Genomic DNA, 14,774 nt, shown 5'->3' on the forward strand with positions numbered 1-14,774 from the left:
AGACTCACACCATATCTCCGAGCGTTTCAGCTCCGTCGTGAAGTGTTCCGAAAACCGGGGAAAGAAGCGCTCAAAACCATCCTCGAAACTGCGCTATGACTCACCAACAATCTCCGCCACAAGAGCGAAGCGTCGTCGCCCGCTGGAAGCAAGGAGAGTACGCAAGCAAGCCGCACTTCACGAATCCCACCGTCGTTTACGACAAACGGTGTGCGACTTTTCACGACGAGTTCGTGTCGCTGGCAACCGTTGACGGACGTATTGAAGTTGAGTACGTCCTGCCCGACGAAGATCGCGACACACCTCACAGCCGGTATCTCAACAACGACGACTACGAGGTGACAGGGGCAGAACTCCATAACAAAGACAGCGGGTGGTTTCTTCATCTCCGAACAAAGGCGGAGGTGGAGTCCGACACGTCGGAACAGGCAACGACCGAGCACAGCACAGTTCTCGGTGTTGACCTCGGCGTGAACCAACTTGCTGTCACTTCGACAGGCTCCTTCTGGAGCGGCCACGAGATCAACCACTGGCGACGAGAGTACGAAAAACGCCGGGTGTCACTCCAGCAGTGTGGGTCGCGTCACGCTCACGAGAATATACAGGCGGTTGGAGAGAAAGAAACGGGGCGGTTCAAAATAATGATTCACCGGATTGCGAACGGTATCATCGAAGAAGCCGCCGAAAACGGTTGTACGGTCATCGCCTTCGAGGAGCTGACCGGTATCCGCGACCGGCTCTCGGATGCCTCGTGGGGACACACGTGGGCGTTTGATCGGTTGTACGAATACGTCGAATACAAGGCCGAAGTCCACGGCATCGACGTGGAGCAGGTAGCTCCGGAGAATACGTCACGCCGTTGCTCACACTGTGGGTTCACCCATCCGGACAACCGCGACGGCGAAGCTTTCGAGTGTCTGAAATGCGGCTACGAGAACCACGCCGACTACAACGCCGCGAAGAACATCGGACTATGGTATCTCCGCCGTAACCAAACCGGAGACGGCGGAGGCGCGCCCGTAGGCGTGCGCTTGAATCGCGGGATGTTGAACGTGAACGGAGAGTATGAATCTCCTGCCGGAGAATCCGGCCAGAGCGGGAGTCCACGCGAAAGCCCCACCCTCAACGAAGCGAGGTCGTCAGATCGAGCGAAATAGGGTGGGGTAGTTTACAACGAGGGTTGGTTGTCGGAGCCGCCCATCATCGAGAAGCCGCCCGCGCGCTCGTGGACCGTGATCCCTCCCTGCCCGATCTCCATCGGGAAGATGTCGGTGTCGATGTCCTGTTTCCGCATCTTCGCCACCCAAACGTAGCGGTTGACGCCCGAGTCGGTCGGCGTCTGGATGAAGTAGATGTTCCCGTCGGTGAGGAAGTTCTCTAAGCCGACCTCGGTGTCGGGGAAGACGGCGCCCTGCTCGTTGATGAGCAGCGAGGTGAGCCCGTTCGCCTTGAGGATGTCCGAGAACTTCAGCAGGTACGTGCGCTTCTCCTGTTCCGCGTCGAAGAAGAGCTGGAACATCGACAGCGAGTCGAGGACGAGCCGGTCGAAGTCGCCGTCCTCGACCGTGTCGAGCAGCCGGTCGACCGCGGTCGAGAAGTCGGTCTCCCGGAGCATCTCACGTTTGTCGAGGATGACGATGTCGCCGTCGTCGACCATCTCGTCGAAGCCCTCGAAGCCGACCGACTCGGCCGCGCCGCGGATGTCGGCCTCGTCCTCCTCGAAGGAGACGTAGACGCCGCGCTCACCGTGTTCGGAGACGCCGTGGTGGAGGTACTGGATGCCGAAGATGCTCTTTCCGGTGCCCGGGTTGCCGGAAACGAGAACCGTCGACCGCTGGGTGATACCGCCGGTGAGAATGGAGTCGAGCCCCTCGACCCCGGTGGAGACGAGTTCTGACATTCGTCTCTCCTTTGGCGGCCGGAGTATATAAAGGACGGTTCAGAACATCGGGCGAACGGACGGCGACAGTTTTATTTCTCGACACGCCGCCCGTTCGTGTATGCCCGGTGAAGCGTGTCCCGTCACTCCCGGCGGTGATCGGCGGTGAGCGATCCGTCGGTGCTCGTCGTGGAGGACGAGCCAGACATCGCAGCGCTGTACGCCGGCTTCTTGGAGGAGCGGTACGCCGTCGACGTCGCCGAGACCGCCGCCGACGCGGTCGATCGGGTCGACGCGGCCGTCGACGTGGTGCTCCTCGACCGCCGACTCCCCGACGGGAGCGGCGACGACGTCTTAGAACACATCCGCGAGGAGGAGTACGACTGCCGGGTGGCGATGGTCACCGCGGTCGAGCCCGACTTCGACATCATCGACATGGGGTTCGACCTCTACCTCACCAAACCAGTGAGCCGCACGAAGCTGCTCGCGGCCATCGAAACGCTTCTGACGCGCAGCGAGTACGACGACCTCGTCCGGGAGGCCGCCGCGCTCGCCAGCAAGCGCGCCGTGTTGAGCTCGCAGAAGCCGGCCGCACAGCGCGAGGGGAACGAGGCGTACGCGGAGCTTGTCGAGCGGCTGGAGAACTTAGACGCCGACATCGACGACCTCGGCGAGTCGCTGTCGACCGACGACTACCGCGCGATGTTCCGCGACCTCGGCGAGGCCTGAAGCGACGCCGACCGTCTCGCGGTCCCTGAGACGTTCACTCCGATCGATCTGTTTACCGCGTTTGGTGGCTCCGTCGAGTAACATCGATAGGGAATCGTTCGGTGGAGGACGCAGTTCAAGTGATCTGAGCCCGGAGAGTAACTGTGACTACTGTTACCGAGCACCGGGAGGCGCTGCTCGCGGCGGCAGCCGGCGCGGCCGCGGTTGCGGGCTCGTACCTCGTCACGGGATGGACGCCGTCGTTCGTCGTCAGGCCCGTCGACCAGGCGGTCGTCAACCTGACGCCGGGGCCGGTCGTGACGTTCTCGATCGAGACGTTCGGTGAGGCGGGCCACCTGATCCACGTCTCCTTGGCGGTCGCGGCCGTGGTCGGGCTGTTCGGCGCGGTCGCGTTCGCGGGGCTTCGGCTCGCCACGCGCACCGACCGACGCGCGACGGGGGCGGCCGTCGCCGGGGGCGGGTCGTGGCTGCTCGCCGTCGGGCTGACGGGTCTCTCGCCGGGCGCACTGGGCGCAGCGCTCCCCGCTGCGACCGTCGTCGGGCTCGGCTGGCTCCCGCCGTCCGCCGCGCCCACCGGAGGCGACACGGCCGCGGCGAGGGACGCACCGGCGGTCGTCGACGCGGTGCGCCGCCGGACGCTCGGGGTCGTCGCCGGTGCGCTCGGGTTCGTCGTCGCGACCGCGGTGGGCCGGCGGGCGCTCGCGTCGGGCGACGATCCCCTCCCCGACGCCCCGCGATCGGAGGGGGCGTCCGTGCGGCTCCAAGAGCTCGATTCGGCGTCGCTCGCGTTCGAGAGCGACACCCTTCAGGGGATGGTAACGCCGATCGGCGAGTTTTACAACGTCGACATCGCGGAGTTCGATCCGGAGGTCACCGCGAGCGAGTGGTCGCTCACGTTCACCGGCGAGACCGGCAGCGGGCGGACGGTCGCGTTCGACGAACTGATCGACCGGCCCGTCGAGAACCGCGCGGTGACGCTGCGCTGCGTCGGCGAGGACCAGAACGGTCGCCGCATCGGCAACGCAGTCTGGACGGGGACGCCGATCCGGCCGCTGCTAGAGTCGGTCGACCCGCAGGGCGACTGTAACTGCGCCATGCTGCGCGGCGAGGACGGCTACTACGTCCAGTTCCCGGTCGACGTCCTCGCGGAGGGGTTCCTCGCGTGGGGGATGAACGGGAAAGAACTCCCGACCAGCCACGGCCATCCGGTCCGGGTGCTGATCCCGGGCCACTGGGGTGAGACGAACGTGAAGTGGCTCTCGGAGATCGAGCTGTTGAACGTCGAAGACGACGGCTACTGGGAGGAGCGCGGCTGGGAGGGAACCGGCGAGGTGACGACCGTCGCCAAGCTCTGGGACGAGGGAGTCACGGAGCTCGACGACGGGCGGATCGAGCTCGCCGGCCACGCCTACGCCGGGACGCCTGGCGTCGCGCGCGTCGAGGTGTCGACCGACGGCGGCGACTCGTGGACCGACGCCGAACTCTCGGACCCGCTCCCCGACGCGGACGTCTGGCGGCAGTGGCGCCACGTCTTCGAGCCCGACGGGGAACACGAGGTCGTCGTCCGCGCGGTCGACGGCGAGGGGACCCGGCAGCTGCGGGAGGAGTCCGGGCCGGTCCCGAGCGGGGCGTCGGGGTGGGTTCGCCGGACGGTCGGGTGACGACCGTGCGGTGTCCGTGACCAGGTTAAGAGAGCTGATCGCCGACGATCCGGTCCGCCTCGGCGAGGAAGGCGTCGCGTTCGTCGATCGGAATCGTCGCGCCCGCGGCCACGTCGTGCCCCCCGCCGTCACCGCCGACTGATTGGCTCGCCTCTCGCATCACCGTCGAGAGGTCGAGCCCCCGCCGGACGAGCGCGTGCGAGCCGCGAGAGGAGACCTTCAGTTCCTCGGCGCTCTCCTCGGCGAACGCGATCACCGGTTTCGAACGGTCGACGGCGGGCGAGCCGACCGCCATCCCGGCGACGATGCCGACGATGGTCTCGCGGATGCGCGACCCCGCGTCGAACCACTGGAGGTGTTCCTCGTGGGTGACGCCCTCGTTTTTGACCCACTGGAGGCCCTCGGAGAGGTTCCGTCGGTGCGTGCGGAGCAGCCGGCGCGCCTCCGCGAGCGCGTCGCCGCGGTCGCCGAGACACACGGCGAGCCCGATGTCGCCGCGCTCGTAGCGCGCGGTCGCGTTGAGCAGCGTGGAGAACTCGCTCACGTCCCGCAGCTCGGTGCCGGGCTCCTCGTCGACCAGCGTGTAGGAGGTCCCGACGAGCGCCTCGATCCGGTCGGACGGGACGCCCGAGGCGACCGCGCGTCGCATCAGCGCCGACGCGAGCGTCTGGCGCTCTTCGGCGTCGAGGTCGACCCAGCGCCGCCACTCCCCGTCGCGTTTCACGTCGACGTCGAGGTCGGTGAGAAAGGAGATCGCCCCCGCCTCGTCGTTCGAGATGCCCGGGATCTTCACGTCGGAGGCGTACTCCAACAGCTTGGGGAGCGGGCGGGTCTGTCTGCCGTACAGGTCCAGATCCGTGCGGGCCTCCAGAACGCCGGCGTCGACGCCGTCGGCGACGATCGACTCGTTGGCGCCGACGAGGCCCCCGTCGGAGTCCTGCATGTCGCCGACGGCGCCGACGACCGCCAGCGCCGCGAGGTCGCGGTTGTCGCCGTCGGGACCCTCCAGCGCGCGGGCGAGGAGGTAGCTCGCGCCGGCCCCCGAAAGCTCGCTCGCGCCGTCGATCCCTTCGAGCAGCGGGTTGAGGTGGAACCGGGTGTCGCGGTCGGCGGGCTGGTGGTGGTCGGCGATGACGGGGACGAAGTCGCCGCGGTCCTCGTGGGCCGCGATCACGTCGAGCTGACCGGAGCCGAAGTCGGTGAACAACACCACGTCGAACTCGCGGGCGGCGATCCCCGCGATCGAGTCGGCGTCCAACTGCTTCTCGAAGACGACCTCGTGGTCGATCCCGGCCCGCGCGAGCGCGGTCGACGCGACCGCGGCGCTCGTGATCCCGTCGGCGTCGATGTGGGAGGCGAGCAGCACCCGGCCCGCCTCGCGCAGTCGGTCGGCGCAGTCGGTCGCGCGGTCGGCGAGGTCGGAGACTGGAGCGGCGACTGCCATTACCACCGCTTGGCGTCCGATCGGGCATAAACGCACGCTTCGGGGATGCGAGCGCGGACCGAGCCGGAAGCGGTGCGGCGGCGCGCTCGACGTTGGCGGCGCCCGCGACCGCCGCGGCCGCGACGGCAGCGGCGAACCCATCGTCCGGCGAAGGGGCATCAATTGCCGTAACTGCCAGTTATAGATGTGTGTAGACGTATGAGCAACAAACATGACACGTGGGTTTTCCACCCGGAGTCTCCACGCCGGGGCCGAGCCGGACTCGGCGACCGGCGCCCGCGCCACGCCGATCCACCAGACGACGTCGTACGTCTTCGACGACGCGGACACGGCGGCGGAGATGTACGCGCTCCGGGCGGAAGGGCACATCTACTCCCGGCTCTCGAACCCGACGGTGAACGTCTTGGAAGACCGGCTCGCCGACCTCTCCGGCGGGTCGGACGCGGTCGCGACCGGCTCGGGAATGGCCGCGTTCGACGCGATAACGACCGTCCTCGCGAGCGCCGGCGACAACGTCGTCGCCAGCTCCGAGATGTACGGCGGGACGGCCGCGTATCTCACGACGATCGCGGACCGCCGCGGGATCGAGGCGCGGCTCGTCGACACCCTCGACTACGAGGGGTACGCCGAGGCGATCGACGAGGACACCGCCTTCGTCCACGTGGAGACGATCGCGAACCCCTCGCTCGTCACGCCCGACTTCGAGCGCCTCGCCGACATCGCCCACGAGAACGCGGTCCCCCTCGTCGTCGACAACACGTTCGCGACCCCGTACTGCTGTCGGCCGTTCGAGCACGGCGCCGACATCGTGTGGGAGTCGACGACGAAGTGGATCACGGGCAACGGCACCACCGTCGGCGGCGTCGTCGTCGATGGCGGGCAGTTCCCGTGGGACCACCCCGACGCCGATTACGACGAGTTAGACGGGGAGTCGCCCGCCTATCCGATCGACTTCGTCGAGCAGTTCGGTGACGCCGCGTTCGCCAACGTCGTCCGACAGCGCGGGATGCGGCCGACCGGCGGCCAGCAGTCCCCGTTCGACGCGTGGCAGACGATCCAGGGACTCAACACGCTCCCGCTCCGGATGGAGCGCCACTGCGAGAACGCGCGCCGGGTCGCCGAGTTCCTCCGCGACGACGACCGCGTCGACTGGGTCAGCTATCCCGGCTTCGAGGACCACGAGAGCCACGACAACGCCGCCGAGTACCTCGACGGCTTCGGCGGGATGGTCACCTTCGGCGTCGACGGCGGCTACGCGGCGGCCAAGGCGTTCTGCGAGTCGGTCGAGCTGACGAGCTTCCTCGCGAACATCGGCGACGCGAAGACGCTCGTCATCCACCCGGCCTCCACCACGCACGCGCAGATGGACGAAGACGAACAGCGGCTCGCCGGTGTCTACCCGGAGATGCTTCGGCTGTCGGTGGGCATCGAGGACGCCGAAGACGTGATCGCCGACCTCGACGCGGGGCTGGCCGCGGGCGAGCGAGTCGCCGAGGGGAACTGAGATGAGCGCCGTCCCGACCGACCACGGCGTCGCCGAACTCGGCGAGTTCACCTTCGAGTGCGGCCAGTCGGTACCCGACTTCGAGGTCGCCTACGAGACCCACGGCGAGTTCGACGGCGACAACGTCGTGCTGGTCTGCCACGCGCTCACCGGCAGCCAGAACGTCGCGCGCTCTCCCGAGCCGGAGCGCGACGCTGAGACCACCGGTGCCGGGCAGGCCGGGCAGGCCCGCGCGTGGTGGGACGACGTCGTCGGCCCGGGGAAGGCCATCGACACGACGGAGTACTACGTCGTCTGCGCGAACGTCCCCGGCTCGTGCTACGGGACGACGGGGCCGGCCAGCGAGCGGCCCGCGGGACTCGACCTGCGCGAGGAGCCCGACCACGATCGGTGGGGGACCGCGTTCCCGCCGGTTCAGGTCGAGGACTGGGCGCGCGCGCAGCGCCGCCTGCTCGACCACCTCGGCGTGGGGCGGCTCCGCGCGGTCGTGGGCGGGAGCGTCGGCGGGATGAACGCGTTGGAGTGGGCGAAGCGGTACCCGGACGACGTCGACCGTGTGGTCGCCATCGCGACCGCGGGGCGCCTCGACGCGCAGTGTCTCGCGCTGGACGCGGTCGCGCGGCGGGCGATCCGGGCGGACGCGGACTGGAACGGCGGGGACTACTACGGCGACGACCGGCCGGGCCCGACGGAGGGGCTCGCCATCGCCCGCCAGATCGGCCACATCATGTACCTCTCGAAGGCGTCGATGGAGCGGAAGTTCGGGCGGCGTTCGGCGGGGCGCGACTCGCTCACGCGCGAGGACGGCGACCTCGGGCTGCCGCCCGAGCCGACGGCCGGCTTCTTCCCGTACCGCGAGGTGGAGTCGTACCTCGACTACCAGGCGGAGGGGTTCGGCGACCGCTTCGACGCGAACAGCTACCTCTACCTGACGCGCGCGATGGACGAGTACGACCTCGCCGCCGGCCACGGCACCGACGCCGACGCGCTCGCCGCCTTCGAGGGCGAGACCCTGCTCGTGAGCTTCACCGCCGACTGGCACTTCACCGTCGAGCAGTCCCGCTCGCTCGCCGACGCCTTCCGCGAGGCCGAGGTGCCGGCCGCGCACCACGTGGTCGACTCGGACCACGGCCACGACGCGTTCCTCGTCGAGCCCGAACACGTCGGCCCGCCGGTCCGGGACTTCCTCGCGGACGGCGTCGACGGCCGGGCCGTCTCCGACGAGGGCGGCGACGACGGCGACGATCCGCGACCGGACTCCGACCACGCACCGGTCCACGCGAGTCTGTTCCGCGGCTGAGCGGTCTCCGGCCGCGGCCTCGGCGGCGCTGTCGCGCGATCGGGAACGCGTCGATCGTTGTCGCGGGTTTATCACGAACGACCATGAGAACGTTCATGCCGGTCCCTCCCGTGGTGTGTGAGGTATGCCAGGCGGACACGCGCAGACCCTGCGACCGTTCATGTGGCGCGCCGAACGACTGTACCCGGACACGGAGATCGTCTCCCGGACCCACGAGGGGCGCACGCGGCACACGTACGCCGAGTACGCCGACAGGACCGCACAGCTCGCGAACGCCTTGGACGACTACGGGATCGAGCGCGGCGACCGGGTCGCGACGTTCTGCTGGAACCACACCCGGCACTTCGAGACGTACTTCGGCGTCCCGAACACCGGCGCGCAGCTCCACACGATCAACCCCCTGCTGCCCGACGAACACATCCGATACATCGTCGACGACTCCGACGACGAGATCCTCTTCGTCGACCCCTCGCTCGCCGAGAAGATCGCGGGCGCCGCGGAGGGCGCCGCCGAGTTCGAGGACGTCGACTTCGTCGCGATGGGCTCGGAGGGGATCGACGCGCTCGACGCGCCCGCCTACGAGGAGTTCATCGCGGACCACTCGACGGAGTACGACTGGCCGGACCTCGACGGCGACCAGCCGGCCGGCCTCTGTTACACCTCCGGCACGACGGGGAAGCCGAAGGGCGTCGAGTACACGCAGTCGATGCTGTGGAGCCACACGATGGCCTCCCAGACGCCGCAGGGGATCCCGATGGAGGACTCCGACGTCGTCATGCCCGTCGTCCCCATGTTTCACGTCAACGCGTGGGGGATGCCGTTCACCGCGGCCGCCGCGGGCGCGAAACACGTCTACCCCGGCCCCGCGCCCGATCCGGCCGACCTCGCGGCGCTGATCGAAGAGGAGGGGGTGACGATCTCCGCGGGCGTCCCGACGGTGTGGCTCGGGCTGCGCGAGTACGTCGAGGCGGGGAACGACGTCGACCTCTCGACGCTCGACACGGTGATCGTCGGGGGCGCGGCCGCGCCCCGGGCGCTGATCGAGTGGTACGACGAGCGCGGCGTCGAGGTGCTTCACGCGTGGGGGATGACCGAACTCTCGCCGATCGGCACCGTCTCGCACCTCACGGACGACCTGCGCGACGCGGACTACGAGACGCAGGTGACCAAGCGCTCGAAGCAGGGGCTCGTCGTCCCCGGACTGGAGTTCGAGGTGATAGACGAGGACGGCGAAGAGGTGCCGTGGAACGGCGAGGACTTCGGCGAGCTCCGGATTCGGGGGCCGTGGGTCACGAAGGAGTACTTCGCGCGCCCGGAGGCCAGCGAGGAGGAGTTCGTCGACGGCTGGCTGAAGACCGGCGACGTAGTGACCGTCGACGAGGACGGGTACATGCAGCTCGTCGACCGGACGAAGGACGTGATCAAGTCCGGCGGGGAGTGGATATCCAGCGTCGAGTTAGAGAACGCGATCATGGCCTACGACGGCGTCAGCGAGGCGGCCGTCGTCGGCGTCCCCCACGAGCGCTGGCAGGAGCGCCCCGTCGCGTTCGTCGTCGTGGCCGAGGACGTCGACCGCGACGAACTCGTCGAGCGGATCGAGTCCGGGCTCCGCGAGGAGTACCCCAAGTGGTGGGTGCCGGACGCGGTGGAGTTCATCGACGAGGTCCCGAAGACCGCGACCGGGAAGTTCTCGAAGAAGGATCTCCGGGAGCAGTACGGCGACCAGTCGCTCGTCGAGGGCGCGGTGCCGGAAGACGACGCGCCAGACGGCGAGTAACGGCGGCGTAACCGCGGCTCGGCGAACTCAGTCGTCGCGGGCGCGTTTCAGTCGTCGCGGTCGCCGATCACCCACTTGTGCGAGTAGCTCTCCCCGCACGTACAGTGGGCGTACGCGTGGACCACGTCGCCCTCGGCGTAGAGGCCGCCGACCTCCTCGTTTTGCGCCTCCGCGAACGCGAAGACGAACTGGACCTCGTGGTCGTCGTCGGGCTCCTCATCGGCGAAGGGACACGCCCCGTCGTCGAGCGTGCGCGCGATCTCGCCCTCGGCGCCCATCGCCGTCTTCGCGAACTCCATCGCGCCCATCCCCGTGCCGGCCTGGAACGCGGAGCGACCGGTCTCGCCGTCGAGGATCAGGCGAACGCCGCCGTCGGTCTCGGTACCGACCTCCCGCAGCCGGGAGTCGTCGTCGAGGTACGCGTCGCTCAGGTAGAAGACCACGTCGTCGAGCCGCTCGCCCGCGAGGAACTCGTCGAGGTTGCTCATGCCGGCCGGAGGCGCGTGAGCGGTAAAAGGCGTGCGTGTCGACCCGAGCGGAACGGCGCCTCTCGCGACCGACCGGCGGCGAGGAAGTCGGCCCGAACCGATGATAAACTGTGTAGAATCGGGGTAACTGTTAATACGCATCACGGAGATCCGTCGCGTGATGAGTGCGCAGACCCGATCCGGCGACCGGCTCGCAGAGTGGGCGCAGCTGGTCGACGAGGACGTGCCGGAGGAGCTCCGGGAGGAGCGCTCCGCCGACGGATAACTTTCACCCCGCTTCGCGAAGGCTTTAGGCCGAAGGCGGCGAAGCACCGGCGATGGCGACCGAGGCCGCCGGAATCGACCGACCGCTGCTCGTCGACGACTTCCTCCAGCGCCGCCGCTACCAGCTCCAACTGGCGGACGCCGCCGCCGACGAACACACGCTGGTCTGTCTCCCGACCGGGCTCGGCAAGACGACGGTGAGCCTGCTCGTCACCGCCGAGCGCCTCCACGAGGCGGGCGGGAAGGCGCTCTTCTTGGCCCCCACCAAGCCGCTCGTCCAGCAGCACGCCGACTTCTACCGCGAGGCGCTCTCGATCCCGGACGACGAGATCGTCGTGTTCACCGGCGACGTGAAGCCGGACGACCGGGCCGCACTGTGGGACGACGCGCGGATCGTGATCGCGACCCCGCAAGTCGTCGAGAACGACCTCGTCGGCAACCGGATCTCGCTTCGCGACGTGACTCACCTCACCTTCGACGAGTGTCACCGCGCGACCGGCGACTACGCGTACGTCTACATCGCCGAGCGCTACCACGCCGACGCGGCCGACCCGCTCGTGACGGGGATGTCCGCCTCGCCCGGCGGCGACACCGAGGAGATCGAGACGGTCTGCGAGAACCTCGGGCTCGTCAACGTCGAGGTGATGACCGAAGACGACGCCGACGTCGACGAGTACACCCACGACACCGACGTCCAGTGGGAGCAGGTGACGCTCCCGGACGAGGTCCTCGCGATCCGCGACGCGCTCAACGAGGTGATCACGGACCGGCTGGAGAAGCTGAAGCAGCTCGGGGTGACGAACACGACGAACCCCGACCTCTCGCAGAAGGACCTCAACAAGATGCGGGGGCAGCTGAAACAGATGATGGACAACGACCAGTCGGAGGGGTACAAGGGGATGAGCACCCACGCCGAGGTGATGAAGCTCCGGCGCGCGACCGAGCTGGTCGAGACGCAGTCGGTCGAGTCCGTCCGGCGCTACTTCGAGCGCCAGCGCGAGGCCGCGCGCTCCTCGGGCGCCTCGAAGGCGAGCCAGCGCATGGTCGCGGACCCCAAAGTGAGAGAAGCCATGCGGAAGGCGGAGTCGTTCGACGGGCTCCACCCCAAGTTCTCGAAGGCGCGAATCCTGCTCGCCGAGACGCTCGGGATCAACGAGGGAGAGCGCGCCATCCTCTTCACCGAGTCGCGCGACACCGCCGAGGCGCTCGTGGAGTTCCTCTCCGCGAGCTTCGACGTGCGGAAATTCGTCGGGCAGGGCGACAAGGACGGCTCGGACGGGATGAGCCAGAAACAGCAGCAGGAGACGCTCGACGAGTTCAAGGCGGGCGAGTTCGAGGTGCTCGTCTCCACGAGCGTCGCCGAGGAGGGGCTCGACGTCCCCGAGGTCGACCTCGTCTGCTTCTACGAGCCGGTCCCGACCGCGATCCGCTCGATCCAGCGGAAGGGTCGAACCGGTCGGCAGGCGGAGGGGAAGGTGGTCGTCCTGATGGCCGAGGACACCCGCGACGAGGCGTTCTTCTGGATCTCCCGTCGGCGCGAGAAGAAGATGGCCAGTCAGCTCACGGAGCTGAAGCAGGCCACCGACGACATCGAGGACACCGTCGGCGACGACGGGCAGGCCGGGCTCGACGCGTTCTCCGGCGGGGACGCGGCGACGGACGATGACGCGCCGGACGACGACGCGACGGCGGATGCCGTCGAGGCCGAGGAGGGCGACGAGGGGAGCAAAGGCGACGCCGACGCCGGCCTCACCGACTTCGCCGCGGAGGCGCGAGGCGGTGACGAAGCGGGCGGTGAGGACGACGCCGGCGACACGGAGGTGGGCGACGATACCGCCGACGCGGACGACGACGGCGTCGTCGCGACCGCCGGGGTCGACGAGGGGGTCGAAATCGTCGTCGACCAGCGCGAGCTCGACTCCTCCATCGCGAAGGACCTCTCGACGCGCGACGGGCTCGTCACCCGGCTGGAGACGCTCGCGGTCGGCGACTACGTCCTCTCGGACCGGGTCGCCGTCGAGCGGAAGTCGGCGGCCGACTTCGTGGACTCGATGCTCGACTCCGACCGGTCGATGTTCGAGCAGGTCGGCGAGCTCTCGCGGGCGTACGCGCGCCCCGTGATGATCGTCGAGGGGACGAACCTCTACGGGCAGCGCGACATCGACCCCAACGCGATCCGCGGCGCGCTCGCGTCGCTCGCGGTCGACTTCGACGTGAGCGTGCTCCGCACCGAGAGCGAGGAGGACACCACCGAACTGCTCGCGACGATCGCGAAGCGGGAGCAGGAGACGCGCGACCGCGAGGTGAGCGTCCACGGCGAGAAGACGACGAAGACCCGCGCCGAACAGCAGGAGTACGTCGTCTCCTCGATCGCCGACATCGGTCCCGTCACGGCGCGCACGCTGCTCGAACACTTCGGCACGGTCGAGGCCGTGATGACGGCGCCGGAGGACGACTTACTGGAGGTCGAGGGCGTCGGTCCGGTGACCGCCGAGCGCATCCGCGAGGTCGTCGGGAGCGAGTACGAGTAGCCGGGATCAGCGGCCGGTGGTTGCGTCGCGCTCAGTCGAACCCGCTCACCAGCGTCACGACCCATTGCCCGAGGTCGTACTCCGCGCGGACCTCCACGCGCGTCACCCACTTCACCCACTGGAACCCCCGCCTGTCGGGCGCGACGAGCCGGGCGGGCGCGCCGTGGCCGTGGGTCAGGCGCTCGCCGCCGACGTGGGTGGCGAGCAGTGCGTCCTCCGCCTCCTCGATCGGGAGGCTCCACCGGTACCCCGTCACGGAGGTGAACCGGACGTAGGCGGGCTCGCGGTCGACGGCGGTTCCGTCGTCGGCCTCGCTCGCGGCCTCGACTCCGCCGGCCGCGTCGAGCAGGTCGCCGACGCGGATTCCGCCCCACTCTTGGACCGTGTACCACCCGCTGGTACAGTCGAGGAGGGCCTCGGTCTCGTGGCCCGCCGCGAGCTCGTCGGCCGTCAGCTCGACTGAGTCGGCGACGAGCCCGTCGACCGTCAGCCGGTACTCGTCGCGGTCGATCGGGTCGGGGTCGTCCGCGACCCACGAGGTGATCGGGAAGGCGCCATTGCCCGCGCCCTCGCGGGGCTGTGACCCGGTGAACCGGCGGTCCGCGCCCGCGGTGTCGAGCGCGTCGTTGACCCCCTGCTGGAGCCGGTACGTCGCGCCGCCGGCCGCGAGCAACGCGAAGTAGCGGACCGCGGTCCGCCGGCGCTCGAAGTCGACGCGGCGGGGGAGCCGGAACCGAGTGGCGGCGTGTGCGGCCACGAGCGGGACTAAGACGAGCCCGAAGCCGACGTGGACGGACAGCAGCGTCCAGTACGAGAGCCGCACGTCGAGCCCGAACACCCACGCGGCGCCGGTCCCGATCGCGCCGACCGCGGCGACGAGCGTCAGGACGGAGAGGGCGGTCGACCGCCGCCAGAGGTTCGGGTCGGTGAGCCGGCGGCGGACGCGCGCGAGCTTCCACGCGAGCAGCGCGACGATCCCGACGCCGAGCGCGCGGTGGAGCCAGAACAGGGGCCATCCCGCCGGAACGCCGACGGTGAACGAGACCAGCCCGGTGACCGCCTCGGCGACGACGAAGAGGAGGAGCGACCAGTCGACCGCGCGCGGCGGCGGCTCTAGCCGGTCGAGCGCGGTCCGGAGTCGGTCCCTCGCGGCCATCTACGCGTGGTACGTGCTAGCGAGACAAAACGGTGCGGTCG

General features: G+C 69.0%; 11 protein-coding genes and 1 pseudogene. 8 read left to right on the forward strand and 4 right to left on the reverse strand.

Going from position 1 to position 14,774, the window contains the following annotated elements; all coding sequences use genetic code 11:
* Both EXE46_RS00005 and EXE46_RS00010 read left to right on the forward strand, forming a co-directional pair.
* Nucleotides 1-99 (forward strand): annotated as a pseudogene (locus tag EXE46_RS00005) (IS1595 family transposase); the annotation flags it as partial.
* Complete coding sequence (locus EXE46_RS00010; RefSeq protein ID WP_241981477.1) at nucleotides 96-1,157, forward strand: transposase; 1,062 nt, start codon at nucleotides 96-98, stop codon at nucleotides 1,155-1,157. The pseudogene EXE46_RS00005 and the gene EXE46_RS00010, both read left to right, overlap by 4 nt.
* An 11-nt stretch (nucleotides 1,158-1,168) precedes the next feature.
* Here the strand turns inward: EXE46_RS00010 and EXE46_RS00015 are convergent, their stop codons facing one another.
* The gene (locus EXE46_RS00015; RefSeq protein WP_137686456.1) at nucleotides 1,169-1,900 is read right to left on the reverse strand and encodes an ATPase domain-containing protein; all 732 of its coding nucleotides are present in this window, start codon (nucleotides 1,898-1,900) and stop codon (nucleotides 1,169-1,171) included.
* 144 nt (nucleotides 1,901-2,044) lie between these two features.
* Here EXE46_RS00015 and EXE46_RS00020 point away from each other — a divergent pair, with 144 nt between their 5' ends.
* Nucleotides 2,045-2,608, forward strand: coding sequence for a HalX domain-containing protein (locus EXE46_RS00020; RefSeq protein ID WP_137686457.1), 564 nt, complete (start codon nucleotides 2,045-2,047; stop codon nucleotides 2,606-2,608).
* 143 nt (nucleotides 2,609-2,751) lie between these two features.
* Nucleotides 2,752-4,269: a molybdopterin-dependent oxidoreductase gene (locus EXE46_RS00025; RefSeq protein ID WP_137686458.1), complete on the forward strand. Its 1,518-nt coding sequence runs from the start codon at nucleotides 2,752-2,754 to the stop codon at nucleotides 4,267-4,269.
* 25 nt (nucleotides 4,270-4,294) lie between these two features.
* Here EXE46_RS00025 and EXE46_RS00030 read toward each other — a convergent pair whose 3' ends face one another.
* Nucleotides 4,295-5,713 (reverse strand): DHH family phosphoesterase, encoded by a 1,419-nt coding sequence (locus EXE46_RS00030; protein ID WP_137686459.1) that lies wholly within the window; start codon nucleotides 5,711-5,713, stop codon nucleotides 4,295-4,297.
* 211 nt (nucleotides 5,714-5,924) lie between these two features.
* Here EXE46_RS00030 and EXE46_RS00035 point away from each other — a divergent pair, with 211 nt between their 5' ends.
* The 3 genes from EXE46_RS00035 (at nucleotide 5,925) to EXE46_RS00045 (ending at nucleotide 10,294) form a co-directional block, all read left to right on the forward strand.
* Nucleotides 5,925-7,217, forward strand: a complete 1,293-nt coding sequence (locus tag EXE46_RS00035) for an O-acetylhomoserine aminocarboxypropyltransferase/cysteine synthase family protein (RefSeq protein WP_137686460.1) — start codon at nucleotides 5,925-5,927, stop codon at nucleotides 7,215-7,217.
* 1 nt (nucleotide 7,218) lies between these two features.
* The gene (gene metX / locus EXE46_RS00040) at nucleotides 7,219-8,517 is read left to right on the forward strand and encodes a homoserine O-acetyltransferase (RefSeq protein ID WP_137686461.1); all 1,299 of its coding nucleotides are present in this window, start codon (nucleotides 7,219-7,221) and stop codon (nucleotides 8,515-8,517) included.
* A gap of 124 nt (nucleotides 8,518-8,641) precedes the next feature.
* Nucleotides 8,642-10,294, forward strand: coding sequence for a long-chain fatty acid--CoA ligase (locus EXE46_RS00045; RefSeq protein WP_137686462.1), 1,653 nt, complete (start codon nucleotides 8,642-8,644; stop codon nucleotides 10,292-10,294).
* A 47-nt stretch (nucleotides 10,295-10,341) separates the two neighbouring features.
* On the opposite strand, the gene EXE46_RS00050 is transcribed toward EXE46_RS00045, so the two are convergent.
* Nucleotides 10,342-10,782, reverse strand: coding sequence for a DUF5807 family protein (locus EXE46_RS00050; RefSeq protein ID WP_137686463.1), 441 nt, complete (start codon nucleotides 10,780-10,782; stop codon nucleotides 10,342-10,344).
* 317 nt (nucleotides 10,783-11,099) lie between these two features.
* Between EXE46_RS00050 and EXE46_RS00055 the strand changes: the two genes are divergently transcribed.
* Complete coding sequence (locus EXE46_RS00055; RefSeq protein WP_137686464.1) at nucleotides 11,100-13,577, forward strand: DEAD/DEAH box helicase; 2,478 nt, start codon at nucleotides 11,100-11,102, stop codon at nucleotides 13,575-13,577.
* Between the two features lie 31 nt (nucleotides 13,578-13,608).
* Here EXE46_RS00055 and EXE46_RS00060 read toward each other — a convergent pair whose 3' ends face one another.
* Nucleotides 13,609-14,733: a molybdopterin-dependent oxidoreductase gene (locus tag EXE46_RS00060; RefSeq protein WP_137686465.1), complete on the reverse strand. Its 1,125-nt coding sequence runs from the start codon at nucleotides 14,731-14,733 to the stop codon at nucleotides 13,609-13,611.
* Nucleotides 14,734-14,774 lie beyond the last annotated feature (41 nt).

Origin of the sequence: Halorubrum sp. GN11_10-6_MGM (genome assembly GCF_005435165.1) — an archaeon.
Lineage (GTDB): Archaea > Halobacteriota > Halobacteria > Halobacteriales > Haloferacaceae > Halorubrum.

Bases quoted from the DNA above. Each gene is read 5' to 3' on its own strand.
- EXE46_RS00010 (WP_241981477.1), top strand. From the start codon at position 96: ATGACTCACCAACAATCTCCGCCACAAGAGCGAAGCGTCGTCGCCCGC.
- EXE46_RS00015 (WP_137686456.1), bottom strand. From the start codon at position 1,900: ATGTCAGAACTCGTCTCCACCGGGGTCGAGGGGCTCGACTCCATTCTC.
- EXE46_RS00030 (WP_137686459.1), bottom strand. From the start codon at position 5,713: ATGGCAGTCGCCGCTCCAGTCTCCGACCTCGCCGACCGCGCGACCGAC.
- EXE46_RS00035 (WP_137686460.1), top strand. From the start codon at position 5,925: ATGACACGTGGGTTTTCCACCCGGAGTCTCCACGCCGGGGCCGAGCCG.
- metX (WP_137686461.1), top strand. From the start codon at position 7,219: ATGAGCGCCGTCCCGACCGACCACGGCGTCGCCGAACTCGGCGAGTTC.
- EXE46_RS00045 (WP_137686462.1), top strand. From the start codon at position 8,642: ATGCCAGGCGGACACGCGCAGACCCTGCGACCGTTCATGTGGCGCGCC.
- EXE46_RS00050 (WP_137686463.1), bottom strand. From the start codon at position 10,782: ATGAGCAACCTCGACGAGTTCCTCGCGGGCGAGCGGCTCGACGACGTG.
- EXE46_RS00055 (WP_137686464.1), top strand. From the start codon at position 11,100: ATGGCGACCGAGGCCGCCGGAATCGACCGACCGCTGCTCGTCGACGAC.
- EXE46_RS00060 (WP_137686465.1), bottom strand. From the start codon at position 14,733: ATGGCCGCGAGGGACCGACTCCGGACCGCGCTCGACCGGCTAGAGCCG.